This window comes from Chryseobacterium sp. CBo1, from assembly GCF_001693475.1.
GTDB classification, from domain to species: domain Bacteria; phylum Bacteroidota; class Bacteroidia; order Flavobacteriales; family Weeksellaceae; genus Chryseobacterium; species Chryseobacterium formosense.
Map to the genome: position 1 here is coordinate 242,768 of NZ_MAUH01000001.1, position 21,998 is coordinate 264,765.

Below are 21,998 nucleotides of genomic sequence, written 5' to 3' on the forward strand. Positions count from 1 at the left end.
ATCCTTAATATTTTTAACCACTAAGTACACTAAGGGATTTACAAAGTACACAACTATTTGTGTTCCTTGTGTGATCATTAGTGCTCTTTGTGGTTAAAAACCAATTAAAATAAATAAACAGATATTCAATGTAGTTTAATAATTATGCTAAAACAATCCTTTCATCGACTTCCTTCAACAAACCTTTCCCAACCAATTCCTCCACACAAAATTTCACTACCGCCTCAATCTGCGAACCCACTTTCGTAAACCCAAATGTTTTGCAAACCGTACGGATTAATTCCTCTTTATTCAAACTCAAGCTCAAATGCATGATTTCCATAATCGCTACCGAAATTTCTTCAGGCGCAATCTCATCGATTAGCCTTTTTTCTTCAGAATTATCACGATAAAAATCGAGATTTTGAGGCTGTGAATTTTCGCTCCAGTAAAATTTCTGATAACTTTCTATGGTTTGAATATTCGGGATGGAATTCAATGTTTCCAAAAGATACGTATTTAGTTTTCCGCCGGCTCTCGACGTGTTCCAAAGCTTGAGAATCTTCCTGAACAAAGCGTTCTGGCTGATCGGAGATTCCGTATCAATGATTGTTTTAATCTGATTTAAAAGAACCTGTTTATTTTCGAAAGAATAAATCGTTTCCGAATTGGCATTTATTTCAGGTGTTAATTCTGCGGCAACGTAAGGAATTATTTTCGTCGGTTTTTCTACCTCCGAAACTTCACTCAAAAAAGATTTTTCCTGCGTGTAAATTTCCTTAATTTCTTCAGCTTTTTCTTTTACCAGAGTTTTTATTTTTTCAATTTCAGACTGTATTTCTATGATAATTTTTTCTTTATTTTTAATCCAATCCAGCGTCCAGATTCTGAAAACATTCCAGCCCAAACCTTTCAAAACATTCGGAACAAGCAGTTCTCGATCATTGGTTGTATCGATGTTGAAATAATTTTCACTATCAATCAAAATTGCCAACAAATATTCACTTTCATTTTCAGGATTAATAATTCCAATGTCAATTTTATATTCCGAACTTCCGATGTTGGTTTTAATTTTTAAACCGTTTTCTTCCAGTGTTTTCGCAATCGAATTAATCATCAGTTTCTGCTGATTCATATTGGAATTTGCACTTTGATAAACCAAACCTTTTTCAGAGAAATTCAAAAAGTTTTTTAATCCCAAAACACCTTCCGAACTCGTTCTGTTCATGTCAATTTGATCACCTTTTAACGAAGAAAAAACTTTCATTTCGTATCGGGCTCTTGTTACAGCTACGTTTAATCTTCTCCAACCTCCGTCACGGTTGAGCGGACCGAAATTCATAGAAACTTTTCCGTCTTCATCGGGTCCGTAACCAATTGAAAACAGAATAATGTCGCGTTCGTCACCCTGTACATTTTCAAGATTTTTAATGAAAATAGGTTCTTCAGAATTAATCATAAACTCTTCCAAATGCGGATTATCCTGAAATAATTTCTGTAATAAATCTTCAATCAAACTTTGTTGGGTCTGGCTGAAAGTCACCACACCAATCGACTTTTTGTCTTTTCTTTCAAGATGATTTTTGATGTATTTAATAATTGCTTCCGCTTCATTTTTGTTGGTTCTCGTCTTTCCTTTGTCATAAAATCCGTCAATAAAATCAAAGGTTACCTTCCTGTTCAAATCGTCTGGAGAAGGGAATGTTAGTAATTTATTATCGTAAAAATGAGCGTTCGAAAAAGAAATTAAACTTTCATGCTTGCTTCGGTAATGTCTCAGCAAATAATTTGACGGAATTGAAAGGGCAAGACAGTCATCCAGAATACTTTCTAAATCTTCCAGTTCAAAATTTTCTTCATCCACTTTTTGCGATGCAAAAAAACTTGTCGGTGGCATCTGTTTCGGATCGCCCACAATAATCGCCTGTTTTGCTCTCGCCAAAGCACTCACTGCTTCAGAAGTCGGTAACTGCGATGCTTCATCGAAAATTACCAAATCAAAATGCTCTTCGTTCACATCAAAATACTGCGCCACCGAAATCGGACTCATCAACATACATGGTTTCAATCTCGGAATCAAAGTTGGAATTTGGTCAAATAATTTTCTGATGGATAAACCTCGACCTTTATTTCGAATCGCTTTCTGCAAAATCCCGATTTCTGAGCTTTGAACGGCTTCCTGAGAAAAATTCGGAATGCGGTCGCTGAGCTTCATCGTCAGCTGATTTTTTGCCAGTTCGGTAAATTCTTTGTGCAAATTTTTATACTGCTGAATCTGAGATTCGTAAATATTGGCATCAAAACCGTTTAACGTTGTTGAACCGTAAATCGTTTTGATAAATAAGTTGAGATGGATGATTTTTTCAAATTCCAATTCGATAGATTCGGTATCGAGCCAGCCTTTTTCACGGAAATCGATGAACCAGTGTAAGTTTAAATCCTGAGCTTTTTCTTTTAAACTGTTAAAATTAATCCAGTCTTCCAGCTTATGAATATTCTGTACAACGGTTTGTAAATCTGCGTTGTTTGGAACTTCATGCACAAATTCCAAAAGGTTATTTTCTGCATTGTCAAAATCTTTCAATGTTTCAACAGTTACAGAAATCTGCTGATTATTATTCTGTTTTAATGAAAAATCTTTCAGCCAATCCGGGAAATTTTGAATCGAAATTTTCTGAGCTAAATCTTTAGTGTTTTCAATAGTTTTTAAATCCTTTTCAATTGCAGAAATATCAAACGAATTCCCATTAAAATAAAGGTTTGTTACTGATGAAAGTGAGTTGTAATGAAGATTGTTTAACTGATTTTTAAGCTGATGATAATTTTCAAGCTTTTCAAAAAGTCCGTCAATCTGCACATCAGATTCAATTCCCGATTTCGCATAACCGTTCAGTTGTTGCTTCACTTTTCTCTGTTTAAACCATTTCGGTATAAACCACGTGTGTTTCGCCTGATTCCAGATTAATTTTAATGAAGCAAAATCTAGAGTTAAAATGGAAGAATTGAAACTCGCCGTAATTTGATTTTCAATTTCTTGAAATTGTGTTTGCTGACTCATCCAGTTTTTAAACAAATTCAACTGACCTTCGTTAAAAACCAAATCAATTAAAGTCGATTTTACAGGATTTTCGTTTAAATATTCAAGAATTTCAATGCTGTTTGAATTGGAAACATAATTTAACTGATACTGATTTTTCACCTGTTCAGCTAAATTTTTCTTTTCATTAAACTGAGAAATTGCTGAAAGGATCAGATTTTTATTTTCAAACTGATGCGTTGACGTTTTTATAGGTCGTAAAGCGTGAAGGGAAGGCTGCCCGATTTTTTTTACAATCGAGGCAAATGGAATCAACCAGTCTTTCCACTGATTCCAGTTGAAAGCATCGGCACTTTCCAAAGGAAAATTGATGTGAAAACGTTCATCTGCTTTTACATGATTGGTTTCCAAAAAAGCAATCGTATCAAACAAACTCCAACCGATCGGGAATTTCTGGTGCAGTTCATTCACATATTTTCCGAGCTCTCTTCTTCGTTCGTCGAGGCGTTTTGCTTCTTCGTGATAATCGGCATTGATTTTATATTTCGGAACTTCCAAAGTTCTTTCAAACTGTTTTAGAACATCCGATTTCTTCGATTTATTGGAATGCAGTTCAAGACAAAATGCTCCCAAACCAATGTTTTCCAAACGGTTGTGAACCACATCTAAAGCGGCTTTTTTAGCGGCTACGAAAAGTACTTTCTTATCATTAGACAAAGCATCGGCGATGATGTTGGTAATCGTCTGAGATTTTCCCGTTCCGGGAGGTCCGTGAAGGATAAAACTTTTGTTGAGATTGGCATTTTTTACGGCATTTAGCTGAGAATTATCGGTTGAAATCGGCAAAACCAATTCTGAAGCCGAGATATTTTCTAAACTTTGAGCGTCATTTTGTACACTTTCTAAAGTTCCGGTTAATCGTCCGTCAATGAGACTTTTTACAATTGAAGATTTCTGAATTTCTTCTGAGTATTTCGAAATATCTTGCCAAAGAATCAGTTTATTAAACGAGAAAATTCCCAAAACCAACTGTTCCAGAACGTCCCAACCTTCGAGATTAAGCACTGCATTTCGGATAATTGCCAAAACTTTCGGAACATCCACTCCGGATTCATCCATCGGAAGATTTTCAAGACTGTTGATATTGAGTTTGAATTCCTGTTTTAAATATTCAAGCAGTGTAATGTTGATCATCGTTTCTTCTTCACGACTTCGAAGTGTGAATTTAGAATTGACAGATTTTCTCGAAAGTTCAACCGGAACCAATAAAATGGGAGCGAGTCTAGGAACATCTTTATTTTTTGGCTCAAACCATCTTAAAAGTCCGATTCCCAAATACAATGTGCTTTTTCCGTTTTCTTCTTCGGCTAATTTTGCGCTTCGATAAAGGTTGGTAAGAATGTTATCCAAATCATCCTGATGATAATACGTCAACAATCGGTTGTATTTAAACTCATCTTCCGCCAACTTGAAAAGCGGTTGCGATGAATGTAATGGTTCGCCGTACAGATTATATTTTCTGAGAATCGCCTGATTATTGTCGGGAAGAATTGTAAAAGATTTTCCGTCGGCTAAATGATCTTCAAGAACATTTGTTTTAATATCAACCAGCTGCAACATACTTTTGGTAAACCGCAGATTGAGCAAATTGTTTCTGAGTGATAAATCCAATAGTTTTCTTTCCCAGACTTTTTGCTTGGTTAAATTTGAAAAATCAGTCAGTTCGAGATCGTCGTATTGTGTTCCCAAATCGAAATCCTGATCCAGTTCTGTAAAATTTTTTATAGAATCAAAATCCTGATTTTTAATAGTGTCATTTTTCAGAAGTGGGAGAGGAGAAATTCCCGCTGATCTTGCATTTTTGATGTCTAATGAAAGAAGAAAACGTGAAGAATCCATCAACTGAGTTTCTGCAGAATTCATCGCATCTTTGAATGAAATTTGGTTTCCTTTGCAAAGACTTGTCGATTCAATAAGAGCAATTTCCTTAATTCCTGAAGCAATTCTTTTGGAAATGGCGGCTTGGTCAAAATTAATCATTCCGTCAAACCGTTGATCATCGAGCCAGACTCCCACAAAAGCATGACCTTCAGTAACCACAATAATTGGATTTAAATCAATCGCTTCCAAACACGCCGCAAAAAGCAGAGAAATATCAATACAGTTTCCGAATTTTGTTTCTAAAACAGTATCCACAAGCCTGATTTTCTGTCCGTATTTTTCAAAACTTGGAGGCATTGCGCTGTAGATCAATTCCAGGTTTTGAATGGATTTGTAAATTGCGGAAACCATCTGCAAAACTCTTTCCTTGCTTTTTTGCTGATAGCCTTCAAACGATGCCGTCAGTTTATTTCTGGCTAAAATATCAATCGCATCCGCTTTGATTTTGTACAAAGAAGTGTTGTTTGAAAGAACATATGAAGCCAAAAGTTGCGGATGAGACTGCAATCCGCCAAAATAATCTATTGGCAAAACGTCGATGCTGAAACTTTTCTCATAAATCGATTCTCCGTCCTTAAAAACCTGGATTTTTATCTGATCTAAATCTTTCTCGGTTAAATTTTTAAGCAAAGAATGATTAAAAACAAAACTGAAAAGGGATATTTTATATAGCGAATTCTGTCTGATTTTATCAATGTAAACATCATATTTTTCGAACAAATCTACTGAAGAAGTAATCTGAAGATTCAGATTTTCAAAATCTTCGGTCACCTCTTTAAAAGAAATGCTCTGCAAAAACGGAAGCTGATTAAGGCAAAAAGTATAGTTGAAATAAGGGTTGTGCTGTATTTGTAAGTCAAACGGAATAATCTGATTCATAAGTGTATTTTGTGATGATCACTCTCTTTCTCGTGAGAAAATGCAATTTAGAAATAAAAGTGATAATCACAAAATGGTTTAGCGTAAAGAAGGAAATTAGATTATAGAAAAAGATAAATTGATATCCGTTATTTGTCAAACAGCATTTAAAAATAGCATATTGCAGACAATCAGAAAAGATAATTATAAAGTTTAATTATGATGAATTTTCAAAATATTCTGAACAATACTTTTTGCTTTTTCTAAACTAATTCCATTCTTTTGATCGCTGTAAAGCTGATGACTGTCATCAATAACTTGAACATTTGGAATAATTCCGGGTTTATTTTCTATAGAAACCGTATGTAAATTTAAAGTGTTTTGATACCCGAAAATTTCGTTTTGTAGATACCCAAAATATGGTTCTAAATGTATTCTTTCTTCATCATTCCAATTTTCATTTCTTTTAATGAAATTTTCTTTACTAATTGTAACCCAGATATCAAAATTCAAATCTTCTGAATAATCTAAAACAGGAATTGCGAGCCTAACCCGATGGAAAAAATGATCATCGATTATACATAGACTTTTTTCATATTCTACACGTTCGCTTATTTCATTCTCAGGAATTGTAAAATAGTATGAAGGAAATTCACTGCCAAAAGTTAGTGGTATTTCGTCATAAATCTGACCGCAGCAAAGACACTGAAACTTTGTTTCCTTGTTTTTATTTAAGAATTGAAAAAGCTTCATGAAAAAATCTGAGTAAAAAATTATACACTAGCAAATATACAAAGTTCTTCAATCTCAAGTGAAAAACATCTTAATCTTCCTTTTTCTGTAAAATTCTTCCCTGTGCGTCAAAAATGACTTTCCATTCCTGAGAATAATTTTTTAGCTCAATTTGATAGATTACTTTTCCGGCTTCTGTAATTTTTTTGATGTCATCGGTTCTGTAACCGTTAAATGATTTTTTAATAGAGGATAAAACCGTTTTTGGAAGATTATTTTTTGAGATTTCTTCTTCATGTCTTACCAGTTTTCCATCTTTAGAATACAAAACTTTATGATCATCGCCTAAAAACCCGGTTTCAAATTCCACTTCATAAAGATTTCCTTTGATTTCCCATTCGATATCTGAAGCTTTCGAGAAGGTTTTTTGAAAGTGATTTAAAATCACTGACGGAACTTCACTCTGATGAATATTCTGTGCTGAAATCTGGTTGAAACTTAAACCTAAAATGCTGATTGTTAATATTAAATTTTTCATAATGTAAATATTTATACAGCTAATTTCCGACACAATTCTGGAAACATTTGGGAACAAACTTTAAAATAAATTTTTAAAATTTTAAGACCATTAAGATTAAGTAAGTTTTGAAGTTTAATTAAGAAAAATAAATTTCTTAAGAATTTGTTTCTCGCTGATTAAACAGATTTAGCAGATTTTAGAATCCGTTTTATCTGCAAAACCTTTGCGAGTTTAAATTTTATCTCTGATAAAATCATTGCGCCTTAAAGTTTGAAATGATAAAGAAAAATCTTGCGTCATTGCGTTTAACCAATTTTTTTCATATCATTACATACTATGGAAATACTAAAATATATAACAGCAATATCAATGTGCATTTTGTTTCAACAAACGATAAATGCACAGAAAAGCAAAGAACCAATTAATTATACCATCGAAAACTGTGTCAACGAATTTGATTTAACAAAAGCAAAAAAGACTAATGTTGGCTATCAATATTGGTTTGGCGATAAAAATTTTACTGAAGAAAATACCTTAAAAATGAGCATTGTCGAGCCGGGAAAATCAACGCACGCTCCTCATCGTCATCCGGAAGAAGAATTTTTTTACATTCTGGAAGGAAAAGCGACCTTTTATCTTGATGGGAAAACGAAAGTAGTAGGTTCGAATACGAGTCTGTATTGTCCGCCGAATTCTGAACATGGCATCAGTAATGCGGGAACAACGGATTTGAAATATTTGGTGATTAAGAAGGATTTGCGATAATTCGATTGAATGTAAAGATTCAACTCCCGCAGATTAAATAGATTGTGCAGATCAATAATTAAAAAATCAGCGTCATCAGCAAAATCAGCGAGAGAAAAAAAACTCAATAAATATTAAGGTTCATAAACAAGTCTGAAAAAAAAAGAAATGCTTTCATCCTGCTGTGAAACAGGAATTCCGGTAACGATGCCTACCGCAAAATGAGAATCCAGTTTAATTTTAACTTGTGGACGAAGCGTGACTAACATTTTCCCGTGACTGATTTCCTTGTTAACTTCCATTCCGATAAAATGATCTGAATTGGGTAAAGAATACATCACTGAGCTATTGATTTCCCAATCTACAGGAGTTCCGCTTTCGCCCAATTCGTTCTGAATTTTTGGATAGGTATAAACCAATGTATGAATATTTGAACCCCACTTTTTTGCTGCCACAAAAAACGGACTGTACACCAAACCTGTAATGAATTTTCCTTTTCCGTAATTTTTAAAATCATTGAATTCTACTACTTGTGTATAGCCAATTGCCATCGAAGTTTTAGCCTTTTCTGAAACTAAAAATGTGTATTGTGCCGAAAATCTGATTCCATCCAAACGGTTTCCAGGGATTTGCTCTTTAGAAGAACCTTTTTTTGGACTGAAAAACGAAAAATCTGTTTCTACCTCAAGACCTAATCTATTGATAGGAGCGAATTCGTATTCTGCTAAAAATCCGTTTTCTCTGTAATTTTTTCCGCCTGAAAAATCGGCTCCCAAATTGAATTCTTTTTCACCTTTTCTGGCTCCGAGATCTCTCACCAAATCCTGAAAAATGGGTTCAGCATGAGAAACTTTTACAGGGTTTGACTGAGTTTGAGCCACTGCTGAAAAATTTCCTAAAAAGGTAATAATTCCTGCTAATAAGATTCGTTTCGTTGTTTTCATACTGCAAATCAACAGTACGAATCGGGAAAATTTTGGGAAGAAATCTGGAAAGAAACGGGAATTTTCTTTAAAGTAAAAAGTAAAAGTAAAAAGTAAAAGTAAAAAGTAAAAGTAAAAAGTAAGTTTTTGATAAACTCAAAACTGAGTTACAGATTAAAAAAATTTTATCTGCGTAATTTGCAAAATCTGCGAGAAAAATCTTAAACAAGTTGCTCCAAAAGAATAATATCTGTGTAGAAAGACATTATTAAAAAAGTTTCGCTTCGGAGGAGCGCTATCTTTAAAGGTTTTCAAATTAAAAAATAATTAATGATCATTAAAAATTCACTGAAAATTTGTGCATTCCGTTTTTAAAATCATACCAAACCGAAAAATCATATAATTCTGCAATCGCTTTTACAATCGCCAATCCTAAACCGCTTCCTGATTGATGTTCTTCAGATTTTTGAAATCGCGTGAAAATTTTCTCTTGATTTAAAGATTTTTCAGCTCCAGTATTGAGAACGCTCAATTTTTTTGAATCAACGATAATCTCCACTTTTCCGGATTTTATATTATGAAAAATCGCATTTCGCAACAGATTGGAGATCACAATATTCATTAATGCAGCATCGGCATTTACTGAAAGCTCATTATTTTCGTTGAAATGAATTTCAACTTGTTTAAAATCTGCAATATCTTGTAAATCGTCTATGTTTTTTCGGACAATATCATTCACTTTAACTTCCTGGTTGTCAAAAAACTGTTTATTTTCAATTTTAGTGAGAAGGAGAAGAGATTTATTAAGACGAACCAACCGTTCAATAATCTCCATAATTTCTGCAATTTTTTCGGCTTGATTTTCTGTGAAATCTTCTTTTTCAATTAATAATTCCAGTTTATTGATAGCAATTGCTAAAGGTGTCTGAAGTTCATGGGAAGCATTTCCAATAAACTCCTTTTGTTGTTCGTAGCTTTTCTCGCTGTATTGCAGAAGAGTTGTTACCGCATCCTGTAAATCGCTGAATTCTTTGGTTTTGGTTTCTACTCTGGGGAAAGTTTTGCTGATTCCCAAACGGTAATTTTTCAATTCGTGCAGAAGTTCGTAAAATGGTTTCCAAAGTCTCTGTAATACCAAATTGTTTAGAATCAAAATACTGAAAATCAGAAGAACGTACAATCCTGCTGCATCCCAAAGAAGTTCTTTAACGAGGTCATCTTCCTCGACCATGTTATTGAAAATTTTCAATTCATAAAAATTTCCGTTCTGCTCAAAAACGGTAGTAAGAATTCTTACCGGTTCAAGCTCAGGAGCTTCGTCGTCGGCATCCTGCGCATAAATTTCAGTGTCTTCGTACGTATCTTTAAAATTGAGTGCTTCTTTTTTGCTGATGGGATTCACAGAGAAAAATCCTTCATCAAAAGTCTTCTGTTGGAGAATCGATGGATCTTTTTCAGCCTTAAAAACAATCTGACGTTTGTAATTTTCCAGTTCTTCATCTACACTATCCTTGATTTCATCGAGCATATTAAAATAAAAAATGACTGACCAAAAACTGACGATCAGTAGAAGGTAGCCCATCAGATGAAGGATAGATTTGTTGAGCAGCTTCATTTTTCAATTAATTTATAGCCGATTCCGTAGACCGCCTCTATTTCTATGTCAGCGTTGGATTGCTGAAGTTTTTTTCTTAAGTTTTTGATCTGATAATAGATGAAATCAAAATTATCTGCCTGATCAATGTGGTCGCCCCAAACGTGTTCTGCCAAAGCGGTTTTTGTGACCAGTCTTTTTTTGTTGAGGAGAAAAAAATGAAGAATGTCAAACTCTTTCCGGTTCAGCGTGATTTTTTCTCCATCGACGAAAAAGATTCTTTCGGTTAAGTCCAGTTCAGTATTGGCCAGTTCAATACTGTTTTTACCATCCTGATTTTTTCTTCGTAAAACCGCTTTTATTCTGGCGTTGAGCTCGGCATTATGAAAGGGTTTCGTTAAGTAATCGTCGGCTCCGAGTTCCAATCCTGTCAGTTTATCATCCAGAGAATCTTTTGCGGAAATAATGATAACATTTTCCGATTTTCCCATGTCTTTTAATTGTTGGAGAAGTTGCAGACCGTTTCCGCCGGGGAGCATGATATCCAGTAAAATACAGTCGTACGAATACACCGCAATTTTTTCGCTGGCTGACTGATAGTTTTCTGCAGTTTCGATAAGAAACTGTTCCTGAATCAGAGAATCATGAATTGATTTTAAAAGTTCTTTTTCGTCTTCTACAACAAGGATCTTCATACAACAAAGGTAGAAAATGATTCTGGAAAGAGTTGGGAATTTAAAAACAGCACTATTATACTGTTAAATTTTAGTTTGTAATATAATAGTAAAAATCATCATTTATATTTACAAAATTCATCATCTTTGGATATTATTGATTTTCTCTAAAAAAAAACTAATCTCTTCAGATTTCTGCGTTCCAATCAACAGCTTCTTACCATCTTTAAAAACAATCTGCAATCCAAAATTTCCTGAAATATTATACGCTTTCCCTTTTCCAAATAATCCCATTCTTAATCCCCAACCTCCATATTCGCCGATCGGAGAATATTCTCTCACATATGCTTTCTGAATAGTTTTCCATGGAAAATATTTAAACTGTAAATGAAATGGAAAAAGTCGCACTCTGATTCCCAGTTCGTCAATCTTAGTTTCGAGTTTAATAATGAAAAATAAGATGAATATAAGTATAGAAACCGCAAAAGAACCAATGATTTCTCCCATAGAAAAGTATTGTCTGTTTTCAATGTAATTGTAGATGATAAATCCGATCACGATCACGATAATCAGCCAAAGCCACCATTGTCTGAATCTTTGTTTTTCATAGAATACAGAGCTCTCTTTCATAGGAATAATTTTAGATAAAATTAAATAATTTCTCCGAGTTGATTCGTTATTTTTCTTTTAAGAAAGATTTAAGGTTTAAAAATGAAATTATAAGAAGAATATTTTTACTTTTGAGAAAATAACATCTCATGTTTATAAATAAAATGTCAATAGCCGGATTAAGTTGTGCAATCGTTTGCATTAGTGCGAGTTTTTTGAATGCACAGACTTCAATTCAGGTGAAAAATACTCAGGATTTTGCAAGAAATGAGATTATTTCTCTTTCAAATGCGCAGATGAAATCGTTTTTGGGAAAAAATAAAGCGGAAGATTTAAGAATTAAAGATGCTCAAAATAATAACCTTGTCATTCAGTGGGTCGATAATAACGGCGACGGAAAAAATGATGAACTTCTTTTTCAGGCAAAAGTAGATGCAAAAAAGACCAATTCTTACACTATCATTGCTGATTCAAATACACCAATTCCTGAAAGTAAATCAACAACATATTCAAGGCTTGTTCCGGAAAGAGTAGATGATTATACTTGGGAAAATGATAAAATTGCGTTCAGAGTTTATGGTCCGAAGGGTCAGGCTGAAGCTTTAGCCGGAGTGAAAGGTAGTACACTTTCGAGTGGTGTCGATATTTGGTTTAAAAGAACCGAAAAATCGGTCATTAATGAATGGTACAAAGGGTATTTGACTGATCCGATGTATTATCACAAAGACACGAGAGGCGAAGGTTACGATCCTTATCACGTTGGAGACAGCCGCGGAACAGGGGGGATCGGAATCTGGAAAGACGAAAAACTGCAGGTTTCTAAAAATTTTACAAGCTCTAAAACGATTGCTGAAGGTCCGTTAAGAACTGTTTTTGAACTGACGTACGCACCGTGGAGTGAATTTGGAGTGAAAGAAACCAAAAGAATTTCTCTTGATTTGGGTTCGAATTTTTCTAAATTTGAATCGACTTTTGAAGCTGAAAAGCCAGTTCCCAATTATACGGTCGGAATTACTTTACATAAAAATGAAGGCGAAACCAAGCTGAATGATAAAGGCGGATATTATCTGCATTGGGAAAAAATTGATGATGCATTTGTAGGAGAAGGAATTGTAATCGATCCAAAAATTGTGCAGAAATCTGTTGCCCATAAATCTGAAACTCCCGACCAAAGTAATTTGCTGGTTGTTACGAAACCTCAGAAAAAACTGACCTATTATGCAGGTTTTGCATGGCAGAAAAGTGGACAGATTCAAACTCAGAAAGATTGGGAGAACATCTTAGAGAAACAGGCAAAAATTGTTGCCAATCCTTTACTCATTATCGTTAAATAAGTTTTAAAATGATTAAATCAAAACTTTCAATTGCCGTATTTTGTCTGATATTTTCAGGAATTTCGGCGCAGGTAAAAGATACTTTGGCCGAAAAAATGCTGGTTTACCAGCTTCCGAACGGAGGTTGGGGGAAACGTACAAGCGATAAGCAAAACGTGGATTACACGAAAAAAATAGATCCTAAGCTTTTAAAAATAATAAAAGCCACAGATAATGATTTTGCTACGATTGATAATAGTGCAACTTCAAAGGAAATCAATGGCTTAATTAAAGCCTATCAAACGACTAAAAATCCTGCATATTTAAAATCAGCAGAAAAAGGAATCGAATATTTGCTGTCAATGCAGTATGAAAACGGTGGTTTCCCACAATATTTTCCGAACTCGGCGATTTACAGAAAGCAAGTAACATATAACGATAATGCGATGATTAATGCATTAAATATTCTGTACAATATTGCGGAAGGAAAAGAAGGGTTTGATGTGGTTGATTTAAAATTGAAGGAAAAATCAAAAATAGCCGTTCAGAAAGGTCTTCAATGTATTCTTAAAACTCAGGTTGTCCAAAATGGTAAACTCTCAATCTGGGCAGATCAATACGATGAAAAGACTTTAAAGCCTGAAAAAGCGAGAGCTTTCGAACCTGTTTCCTTAGCAACCGGAGAATCGGTGCACATTATTTTGTTCTTAATGAAGCAAAATTTAACGCCTGAAATTGAAAAATCAATAAGAGCTGCTGTAAAGTGGTTTGATGAAAGCAGAATTAAAGGTTATACTTATGCCGTTTCACGAGAAAGCGGAAAAGCCATCCGTACTTTGAGTAAAAAAGAAGGTTCGTCAGTTTGGGCGAGGTTTTATGATATTCCGACCAATAAACCAATTTTTGGTGATCGTGACGGAAGTGTGAAATTCAATTATGAAGAAGTTTCCGAAGAGCGTAGAATGGGCTACAGCTGGTACAATGAAGCGGGAACAAAATTGATAGAAAGTGATTTCCCGAAGTGGCTGAAGAAAAATAAATTGCCACAATAAAATATTAAACCTCATAGGTTTTTAAAACCTATGAGGTTTAAGTGAAAAGTAATCCTGATATTATTAGCATCAGGATTTTTTTGTCTCCCACAGATGGAACAGATTTACACAGATTTTTATGCTCAGTCATCTCTAATATTCGTGCATTTGTGGCAAAAGTTTATTTCAGCCACTTCCGACGTTTAGCCCAATCTAAAAGAATCTGTGGGAAATATTATTTCACGTCAAACTCTTTTTTGTTATTTTTTTGAAAAATCGGTCACAGCAAAATAAATGACGTAGAGCCAGCCGAAAATTCCATGAATTATTGCCCAAAGTAAAGATTTATTTCTATCCCAAGAGGTTACCACGGCAATCACAGAACCCAGACTGATTCCTGTCTGGGTAACGGTGTTTGTCACCTGGTTGGTAGATTCTAAATCTGTAGATGTCTGTGCTGTAATAAAGCAAAATGTTATTAGTAGGAATGTGAATGAAAAGATTTTTTTTGTCATTAATGATGAATTTAAAAGAACAAAAATAATTATTTGAGATTATTTAAAAACTACTTTACCTCAAAAGTGTAAACTCCACCTTTTTTCGTTTCAAAATCAAAAACCTGAGTTTCCGGAACCGGATAACCTTTCAGTTCTGCTTTGCTTGATTTCAAAGGAGTTTTGATTTGATCAACCAGATAATATTCGTTAGTATTTGCTCCCTTTGCTAAAACAAAATTTGTTTTAGATTTTAAATTTAAATTTTTTGCCACTCTGATCCTCGCATTTCCTCCCAAAGCAGATTTTACGGTCAGTTTTGTCAGCTTGGAATTTTTCCAGTCCATATCGATTTCAAAACCACCTCTGGCTTTCAAACCTTTTACAGATCCGGTTGGTAAAGCATCGGGAAGTGCAGGCAAAAGATAAAGATAACCGTCATAACTTTGCAAAAGCATCTCTGCAATTCCGGAAGTACAGCCAAAATTTCCGTCGATCTGGAAAGGCGGATGTGCATCCAGAAGATTAGGATACGTTCCGCCGGATTCCCCTTTATTATCGGTAGGAGCAGGTGATAATTGATCTGAAATTAATTTAAAAGCACGGTTCCCGTCAAGTAATCTTGCCCACCAATTCACTTTCCATCCCATCGACCAACCTGTTGATTTGTCACCACGATAAGTCATTGAATTTTTTGCAGCTTCCGTTAAATCAGGATTTCTGAACGGCGAAATCTGTCCTGAAGGAAACAGTCCGTACAAATGTGAAATATGTCTGTGCTTATCGTTAGTCTTGTCCATATCTTTCAGCCATTCCTGCAACTGAGCGTATTGTCCGATCTGCATCGGCGGAAGTTTAGACAAAGCTGTTTTCACATCATCAGAAAGGTTTTTATCTTCATTTAAAATTTTGGAAGCATTAATAAAATTATTGAACACATCAAAAACCAACTGGTTATCCATTGTGGTTCCTGAAGTAATTCCAACACTTTTTTGATATGTATTTTCCGGTGACATCGATGGCGAAACCACCAAGTAATTCCCCGAAGAATCAGGCTGGAGAACATCTAAGTAAAATAGTGCGCAACCTTTTAAAACCTGATAATTTTTCTTTAAAAATTCCTTGTCTCCGGTGTATAAATAATGGTTCCAAACATGTTGCGTCAACCAGGCTCCACCCATCGGCCACATTCCATAAAAGCCGCCGTCAACAATTCCGGTAATTCTCCACAAATCGGTGTTGTGATGCATATTCCAGCCTCTTGCGTGATACATTTCTTTGGCAGATTCCTGTCCTGTTACCGATAAATCCTGAATCATATCAAACAAAGGCTCGTGCATTTCGCTGAGGTTGGTATTTTCTGCAGGCCAATAGTTCATTTCTGTGTTAATATTGACCGTGTATTTGCTGTCCCAAGACGGATTCAGCTGATAATTCCAGATTCCCTGAAGATTTGCAGGCTGAGTTCCCTGTTGTGAAGAGGAAATCAAAAGATAACGACCAAACTGGAAATACAAAGCCACCAAATCTGGATCGCTTGAGTTTCCGAATTCTTTGATTCGTAGATCGGTTGTTTTTTGCGCCTGATCTGTCGTTCCTAAATTTAAACTGACACGGTTGAAATATTTCTGGTAATTTTCAACATGGCTTTTTAGCTCATCATTATATTTTTTGTTTAAGACTTTATTTAAATGTTCCGCAACTCTTGTATCCTGATTTCCCGAAAGATCATTGTATTTTTTGAAATTGGTAGCAATCGAAACATACAGAACCACTTCATCAGCCCCGGAAATATTGAGTTTGTCTTTTGTTGAGATTAATTTTCCACCTTTTAAAACTGGAACGGCAACAGTTTTAAATCTAATTTTCCCGATCTTGTTATCCACAGAGCCACTTGTCCCGTTAATAATCAACTGGTTTTTATCTGTAAAAATCGAATGAACTTTGTGTGGAGTAGAAGCATTAATAGAAAAATTTAAACTTCCTTTTTTGCTAGAAGTCAACTTGATCATAATCACATTATTGACAAAAGATGAGAAAATTTCACGCTTGTAAGTCACACCATTTACCTCGTAAGAAACTGTGCTTATCGCTTTTTCAATATCTAAAGTTCTCCTGTAATTTTTAAAATTTTCGTGCCCTTTAAAATCTAAAAACAAATCGCCCATTGTCTGATACGGCATTCCGTAGTTGAGATCTTTTGGAGCAGCTCTGGGATAGGTTCTGTTGGATAGATTTTGGGCTTCTTCGAACTGACCGTCATTCAATAATTTTCGTATTTTCTGGATGCTGTCGAATGTGTTTTTCGGAACATTATTTCCCGGTTCTCCTGCCCAGATGGTTTCTTCATTCAGCTGAAGATGTTCCTGAATCACACCCCCAAAAACCATGGCTCCCAATCTTCCGTTTCCGATGGGTAAAGCTTCATTCCAGTTTTCCGCAGGTTTATTGTAGGTTAACTTTAAATTTTGCTGAGCATACGATGAAACAGAAATAACCGTTCCATAGGCCAGTAAAAAGATTTTATATTGAATGTTCTTTAGCATTTTTTATTTTTTTTGAGTTTTTTTTAACCACAAAAGCATCGGAAGATTTTTTAATGTTTTTAGTAGTTCAAACGTTGGCAAAACGATTAGTAAAATTTTACATTTTGTAAACTTTTGAATTTTCTATTTTTATTAGAAATTTTTATTGATTCTTTTACGGTAAATATATTTTTTAGATTTAAATAAAAAATCTTTGCTTGGTATTTTGATATTATTCATTACCAATTACTTATTGCTAATAGTTTTAAGCCAGTCTGCACAAATCTTTTTCCAGTTATCTGTCAGTTCAGTTTTGTTGGAAATTCCGATACTGTGTTCTCCTTTTGGAAAAATAAACAGAGCACCTTTTACTTTATTTTTAATCATCGATTCATAATACAAAATACTGTTGATGACTGGAACGGAATTATCGTTTTGAGCATGGAATAAAATTGTAGGCGGCGTTTTTTCTGTCACCCGATTCTGCATGGAATATTCTTTGATTTTTTCTGCAGAAGCATTTTCTCCCAATAGATTATCCCGGCTTCCTTTATGCGCAAATTCACCCAAGTCAATGACCGGGGAAACTAAAATTGCAAAATTTGGCACTGTGGAAATTGTTTGCCAATCGCTTTTTAATTCGGTATAATCGGTGGAAATATTACTTGCCATTGTGGCTAGATGTCCGCCTGCAGAAGTTCCCAAAACCCCGATCTGGTCGGGCGAAATCCCATATTGAGAAGCATTTTTTCTGATTAATTTTATGGCAGCCTGAATATCCTGTAATGGGCCGATTTCTCTTTGTTTTAAATCCGGAGAAGTAGGCAAACGATAATTCAGGACAAAAGCTGAAATTCCTAAAGTATTGAGCCATTTTGCATAAGAATATCCACCCAAATCATAGGTCAGATGTCTGTAACCCCCGCCGGGAATCACAATGATTGCCATCGGTTTTCGTTCTTCTTTTGCCGGAAGAAACGCAAACAGTTCCGCTTCCTGAATCTGAGTAATTCGGCCTTCTTTTTCTTCAATGGTGTTTAGTTTTAAACCTTTAGAATTGGGCATTTCACCTTTCGGCCAGACGGTTATTTTTTGCTGGGCAGAAATTTGAATTCCAAGAAATATAGATAAAATTAGGATGAAATTTTTCATTGATTTAACAATTTGGTTGCTGTTGTTTTTTTGTTAATCGCAATGGCGCAATCTTTTTAGATAAAATACTGTTCTTGAGGTGCAAAATACTTCGACAAGCCCAGTGTGACATACTTAAAGCATTTAAAATTACTCATTACCGATTACTTATTACTAATCGTTTCAAGCCAGTCTGCACACAGCTTTTTCCAGTTTTCGCTCAGCGTATCTTTATCAGTAACAAAAAAACGGTGTCCGCCTTTCGGAAAAATGAATAATGAACCTTTCACTTTATTTTTCGTCATGGCTTTATAATACAGAATGCTGTTCATCGGTGGAACGGCAGTATCATCCTGATTATGAAACAAAATCGTGGGCGGTGTTTTTTCAGTCACCAGGTTTTGCATCGAATATTCCGTGATTTTTTCTGTGGAAGCATTTTCTCCAAGCAAACTTTCGCGGCTTCCTTTGTGAGCATATTCGCCAAAATCAATCACCGGACAAAACAAAACAGCGAAATCTGGAATCGTAGAAATGCTTTCCCAATCGCCTTTTAATTCTGTATAATCTTTCGTAATATTGCTGACGCTTGTTGCTAAATGTCCACCCGCTGAAGTTCCGACAACACCCAAAAGATTTGAAGAAATCTTCCATTGTTCAGCATTTTTTCTAATGTATTTAATTGCAGCCTGAATATCCTGCAACGGAGCAATTTCTCTTTGAATTAAATCGGTAGAAGTCGGCAATCTATAGTTTAAAACGAATGCAGAAATTCCCTGAGTATTCATCCATTTGGCAATCTGAAAAGCGCCTTCATCGTAAGTCAGTTTTGAATATCCGCCACCTGGAATGATAATAACTGACATCTGATTTCTTTCTTTTATGGGAGGAAGAAATGCGAAAAGTTCGGGTTCCTTCAGTTCTGCAAGGATTTTCTTTTTCTTGGTTTTTGAAGCTAATATTTTTGAATTGGGCATTTCACCCTTTGGCCAGAACATAAGCTTTTCCTGTGCGGAAAATTGACTGAAAATGAAAATGATGAGTGAAAAAAATACTTTTTTCATTGGTCGCTAAATTATAAACCTCACAGGTTTTTAAAACCTGTGAGGTTTGATTTTGTAAATTTTAATCTTTCAAAAAATCTTCCCTAAACGGTGTAAAAGCATCAATCAATTTTCCTGCTTCTAAACATTTTACACCATGAAAAATATTTGGCTGGGCAAAAAATCCGTCGCCTTGTTGTAAAATTTTAACCTCTCTATCAACGGTTACTTCAAATTTTCCTTCCGCTACATATGTAATTTGTGAATGAAAATGTTGGTGTAATGTTCCGATAGCATCTTTTTCAAATTTTACAATGACCATCATTACCTGAGAATTGTATCCGACAAACTGTCTGGAAACACCGTCTCCTAAATCTTCCCACTCGGAATTGCCGTCGAAAAATGGTTCTTTTTTGAAATTCATTTTTATGTTTTTTGAATTTTAAACTAAATTATTTTGCGTGTTTTTTGTCATTTCGACGGAGGAGAAATCTTTTACACGTTTATAGATTCTTCACTTCGCTTTCGCTTCGTTCTGAATGACAAAGAAACTGTTGATTTTTTCTTGCAGATTTAACAAATTTCGTCGATTTTTTTATGCTCATCTGTAAAAATCTTTATAATCCGTAGGAGACTATTTAATATATTTCTCTAGACCTGTCTTCAGATTTTTCAAAGATTTTGTTGCCAGTTTTGCAACTGTTTCTGCTCCTAATTTTGATAAATGGGTATCATCAGCTTTGTCCTTATCATAATATGGGTTTTCGCCGGCTTTAAAGTGAAGATGCAACAGTTTCGATTTTTCCGGACCAGCTGCAATTTCCATTTGTTCGGTCAGTAACTGCATATCAACAAAAGCAACTTTCATGTCGTCTGCAACCATTCTTACCACTAATGGATAATCTGTGTGCGTATCAATTAAAACACCGTTTTCGTTGAAGTTTCTTCTTGTGATGGAAGTCATCAAAATCGGTGTTGCGCCTTTTGCTCTTGTTTCATTCACGTATCTTTCCAGATTGGCTCTGTACTGCGTATGTGGATTGGTAAATTTGGTAGAATCTTTTAATTTCTGATCGTTATGCCCAAACTGAATGATAACAAAATCTCCTTTTTTCAATTGTTTTTCTACTTTGTCCCATCTTCCTTCTGTTCTGAAACTCTTTGAACTTCTGCCGTTCATAGCGTGGTTCTGAATTTCAATTCCGGTGGTCATAAACTGTCCTAATACCTGTCCCCAACCGTGTTCAGGATTTCTGTCAGGATTGTCTTTATTCGACATTGTGGAGTCACCAATCAGGAATAAGGTTGGTTTTTTTTGTGCTATCGATAATGTTGAAATTATGATGCTTAGAATTAAAAGTATTTTTTTCATTTTAAATAATTTTTATTAATATGTTCTTTTGTCTTGAAACAAAAGAACCAAAAGCTCAAGACTTGGAAACTTCCGCTAAAAATTAAATTTTAATCCTAAAATTCCCAAAACTTGCGCGAATCATAATTTCTGCTTTAGTTCAAAATCTGTCTCGCGCTTCGAACAGTGGGAATTTTTTAACGGATGAAAATTTAATTTTCTTAACGCTCCATTTTCCTATGTCATTTTTTATGGTCTTAATTACTCATTACCAATTACTTATTACTCATCTCCGGTTTCCAGTCGCCTAAAATATTTTTAATGGTATATTTTTTTGCTTCTTTTTTTGTGAGCTGATGTGACCAGGCTACACGGTTTTCAGTTTTTCCACCTTCCCCTTTACTTCCGAACTCTGCATAATAAGCGGTTTTGTCTTTATTAGGAAACATTTTATCGCCTTTCCACGGATTCCAGCCTTCGGGAACGATGTGATTTCCCATTTCGGTATTGATAAAAACTGTTTTTGCATATGGTCGCCAAGGTCTTCCCAAAAATACTTTGTTGATGCCTTCTTTGGCGATCAATTTACAATCGAAAAATACATATCCGAATTCTTTACTTTCGTCTGTGGATGCAGCAGTGATATAAGAATTGGCTAAACTTTTAATCGTGCAGTTTTTAAACACAACGGTTGCCGAACCAAAAAGGAAGTCGGTTGTTCCTTCTATATAACAGTTTTCGTAGAATTGTCTGCTTTGATTTCCGCCTGTGTAAACCGTATCCTGACAACCCAAAATATTGGAATTTTTGACGATAAAACGATCACCTTCCACATGAAGCGCAACAGCCTGTCCCTGATTGCATGAAGCATTTTTTATGGTCAGATTTGAAATTTTAACATCATCTGACATCACCAAAAGTGTGTAGGAATTGAATGTGGTCATTTTTTCATTCAAAGCATCCGTCTTACCGGAATAATCATCGTTGGTAATGATGGTGTTTTCCTTGTTTTCCCCTTGTAAAGTGATTTTATGTTTTGAGGATGGAATAACTATTTTTTCGTTGTACGTTCCGGTTTTTATTTTAATTAAAGCTTCGCCCGGTCCCAAATCTCTGATGGAAGTAATGGCTTTTTGAATGGAGGTGAATTGCGCGCTTCCGTCTTTTGCAACGGTAACAGTGATGTATGGGTTTTGCGCCAATATAAAATTGGTAGCAGAAATGAGAAGTATTAAAAATAGTTTTTTCATAAAAAAATAATTTGATTTTAATGTTCTTTTGTCTTAAAACAAAAGAACCAAAAGTTCAAGGCTGGATTTTTCCACTAAAAATTTAAAATAAATCCTAAAATTTCCAAATTGACTCTATACTTTCGTCGAACCACTTCGCTAGGTTTCGGGCGGAGAGTACAATTAGAAATGTTAAGAATATTTTTTGCCGTCACTCAAACAGTGAAAATTTTTTAACGGATTTAATTTAAATTTTCTTAACGTTCCAAA

Annotated in this window: 17 protein-coding genes; 3 read left to right on the forward strand and 14 right to left on the reverse strand. The window is 34.8% G+C overall.

What is annotated here, in order from left to right:
* Positions 1-142: 142 nt before the first annotated feature.
* The 3 genes from BA768_RS01305 to BA768_RS01315 form a co-directional block, all read right to left on the reverse strand.
* Complete coding sequence (locus BA768_RS01305; RefSeq protein ID WP_065719402.1) at positions 143-5,836, reverse strand: DUF3320 domain-containing protein; 5,694 nt, start codon at positions 5,834-5,836, stop codon at positions 143-145.
* Between the two features lie 192 nt (positions 5,837-6,028).
* Positions 6,029-6,568: a DUF2199 domain-containing protein gene (locus BA768_RS01310; RefSeq protein ID WP_065719403.1), complete on the reverse strand. Its 540-nt coding sequence runs from the start codon at positions 6,566-6,568 to the stop codon at positions 6,029-6,031.
* Between the two features lie 70 nt (positions 6,569-6,638).
* On the reverse strand, positions 6,639-7,085 hold the full coding sequence (locus BA768_RS01315) for a PepSY-like domain-containing protein (protein ID WP_065719404.1): 447 nt from the start codon (positions 7,083-7,085) through the stop codon (positions 6,639-6,641).
* A 351-nt stretch (positions 7,086-7,436) separates the two neighbouring features.
* Between BA768_RS01315 and BA768_RS01320 the strand changes: the two genes are divergently transcribed.
* Entirely contained in the window at positions 7,437-7,832 is a 396-nt protein-coding gene (locus tag BA768_RS01320; RefSeq protein ID WP_228376705.1) for a cupin domain-containing protein, read from the forward strand.
* 113 nt (positions 7,833-7,945) lie between these two features.
* Here the strand turns inward: BA768_RS01320 and BA768_RS01325 are convergent, their stop codons facing one another.
* The 4 genes from BA768_RS01325 to BA768_RS01340 all read right to left on the reverse strand — a co-directional run bounded on the left by BA768_RS01325 (position 7,946) and on the right by BA768_RS01340 (position 11,632).
* Positions 7,946-8,755 (reverse strand): HAEPLYID family protein, encoded by an 810-nt coding sequence (locus BA768_RS01325; protein WP_065719405.1) that lies wholly within the window; start codon positions 8,753-8,755, stop codon positions 7,946-7,948.
* Positions 8,756-9,071: 316 nt separating this feature from the next.
* Positions 9,072-10,349, reverse strand: a complete 1,278-nt coding sequence (locus tag BA768_RS01330; protein ID WP_065719406.1) for a sensor histidine kinase — start codon at positions 10,347-10,349, stop codon at positions 9,072-9,074.
* Positions 10,346-11,023: a response regulator transcription factor gene (locus tag BA768_RS01335; protein ID WP_034673830.1), complete on the reverse strand. Its 678-nt coding sequence runs from the start codon at positions 11,021-11,023 to the stop codon at positions 10,346-10,348. Before BA768_RS01335 ends, BA768_RS01330 begins: the two co-directional genes overlap by 4 nt.
* Positions 11,024-11,143: 120 nt before the next feature.
* Positions 11,144-11,632, reverse strand: coding sequence for a hypothetical protein (locus tag BA768_RS01340; protein WP_065719407.1), 489 nt, complete (start codon positions 11,630-11,632; stop codon positions 11,144-11,146).
* Between the two features lie 128 nt (positions 11,633-11,760).
* Between BA768_RS01340 and BA768_RS01345 the strand changes: the two genes are divergently transcribed.
* Complete coding sequence (locus tag BA768_RS01345; RefSeq protein ID WP_065719408.1) at positions 11,761-12,945, forward strand: DUF4861 family protein; 1,185 nt, start codon at positions 11,761-11,763, stop codon at positions 12,943-12,945.
* Positions 12,946-12,953: 8 nt separating this feature from the next.
* The gene (pelA, locus tag BA768_RS01350; protein WP_228388253.1) at positions 12,954-13,976 is read left to right on the forward strand and encodes a pectate lyase; all 1,023 of its coding nucleotides are present in this window, start codon (positions 12,954-12,956) and stop codon (positions 13,974-13,976) included.
* A gap of 239 nt (positions 13,977-14,215) precedes the next feature.
* Here the strand turns inward: pelA and BA768_RS01355 are convergent, their stop codons facing one another.
* The 7 genes from BA768_RS01355 to BA768_RS01385 all read right to left on the reverse strand — a co-directional run bounded on the left by BA768_RS01355 (position 14,216) and on the right by BA768_RS01385 (position 21,749).
* Entirely contained in the window at positions 14,216-14,470 is a 255-nt protein-coding gene (locus BA768_RS01355; protein WP_065719409.1) for a hypothetical protein, read from the reverse strand.
* Between the two features lie 50 nt (positions 14,471-14,520).
* Complete coding sequence (locus BA768_RS01360; RefSeq protein WP_065719410.1) at positions 14,521-16,995, reverse strand: glycosyl hydrolase family 95 catalytic domain-containing protein; 2,475 nt, start codon at positions 16,993-16,995, stop codon at positions 14,521-14,523.
* 225 nt (positions 16,996-17,220) lie between these two features.
* Positions 17,221-18,126, reverse strand: coding sequence for an alpha/beta hydrolase (locus BA768_RS01365; RefSeq protein WP_065719411.1), 906 nt, complete (start codon positions 18,124-18,126; stop codon positions 17,221-17,223).
* Positions 18,127-18,269: 143 nt separating this feature from the next.
* Positions 18,270-19,169, reverse strand: coding sequence for an alpha/beta hydrolase (locus tag BA768_RS01370; RefSeq protein WP_065719412.1), 900 nt, complete (start codon positions 19,167-19,169; stop codon positions 18,270-18,272).
* Between the two features lie 61 nt (positions 19,170-19,230).
* Positions 19,231-19,572 carry a cupin domain-containing protein gene (locus BA768_RS01375; RefSeq protein ID WP_034673844.1) on the reverse strand — a complete coding sequence of 114 codons (342 nt, stop codon included), beginning with the start codon at positions 19,570-19,572 and terminating at the stop codon, positions 19,231-19,233.
* A 210-nt stretch (positions 19,573-19,782) separates the two neighbouring features.
* Complete coding sequence (locus BA768_RS01380; protein ID WP_065719413.1) at positions 19,783-20,520, reverse strand: rhamnogalacturonan acetylesterase; 738 nt, start codon at positions 20,518-20,520, stop codon at positions 19,783-19,785.
* 254 nt (positions 20,521-20,774) lie between these two features.
* The gene (locus BA768_RS01385) at positions 20,775-21,749 is read right to left on the reverse strand and encodes a pectinesterase family protein (protein ID WP_065719414.1); all 975 of its coding nucleotides are present in this window, start codon (positions 21,747-21,749) and stop codon (positions 20,775-20,777) included.
* Positions 21,750-21,998: the final 249 nt, after the last annotated feature.

Bases quoted from the DNA above. Each gene is read 5' to 3' on its own strand.
- BA768_RS01305 (WP_065719402.1), bottom strand. From the start codon at position 5,836: ATGAATCAGATTATTCCGTTTGACTTACAAATACAGCACAACCCTTAT.
- BA768_RS01310 (WP_065719403.1), bottom strand. From the start codon at position 6,568: ATGAAGCTTTTTCAATTCTTAAATAAAAACAAGGAAACAAAGTTTCAG.
- BA768_RS01315 (WP_065719404.1), bottom strand. From the start codon at position 7,085: ATGAAAAATTTAATATTAACAATCAGCATTTTAGGTTTAAGTTTCAAC.
- BA768_RS01320 (WP_228376705.1), top strand. From the start codon at position 7,437: ATGTGCATTTTGTTTCAACAAACGATAAATGCACAGAAAAGCAAAGAA.
- BA768_RS01325 (WP_065719405.1), bottom strand. From the start codon at position 8,755: ATGAAAACAACGAAACGAATCTTATTAGCAGGAATTATTACCTTTTTA.
- BA768_RS01330 (WP_065719406.1), bottom strand. From the start codon at position 10,349: ATGAAGCTGCTCAACAAATCTATCCTTCATCTGATGGGCTACCTTCTA.
- BA768_RS01335 (WP_034673830.1), bottom strand. From the start codon at position 11,023: ATGAAGATCCTTGTTGTAGAAGACGAAAAAGAACTTTTAAAATCAATT.
- BA768_RS01340 (WP_065719407.1), bottom strand. From the start codon at position 11,632: ATGAAAGAGAGCTCTGTATTCTATGAAAAACAAAGATTCAGACAATGG.
- BA768_RS01345 (WP_065719408.1), top strand. From the start codon at position 11,761: ATGTTTATAAATAAAATGTCAATAGCCGGATTAAGTTGTGCAATCGTT.
- pelA (WP_228388253.1), top strand. From the start codon at position 12,954: ATGATTAAATCAAAACTTTCAATTGCCGTATTTTGTCTGATATTTTCA.
- BA768_RS01355 (WP_065719409.1), bottom strand. From the start codon at position 14,470: ATGACAAAAAAAATCTTTTCATTCACATTCCTACTAATAACATTTTGC.
- BA768_RS01360 (WP_065719410.1), bottom strand. From the start codon at position 16,995: ATGCTAAAGAACATTCAATATAAAATCTTTTTACTGGCCTATGGAACG.
- BA768_RS01365 (WP_065719411.1), bottom strand. From the start codon at position 18,126: ATGAAAAATTTCATCCTAATTTTATCTATATTTCTTGGAATTCAAATT.
- BA768_RS01370 (WP_065719412.1), bottom strand. From the start codon at position 19,169: ATGAAAAAAGTATTTTTTTCACTCATCATTTTCATTTTCAGTCAATTT.
- BA768_RS01375 (WP_034673844.1), bottom strand. From the start codon at position 19,572: ATGAATTTCAAAAAAGAACCATTTTTCGACGGCAATTCCGAGTGGGAA.
- BA768_RS01380 (WP_065719413.1), bottom strand. From the start codon at position 20,520: ATGAAAAAAATACTTTTAATTCTAAGCATCATAATTTCAACATTATCG.
- BA768_RS01385 (WP_065719414.1), bottom strand. From the start codon at position 21,749: ATGAAAAAACTATTTTTAATACTTCTCATTTCTGCTACCAATTTTATA.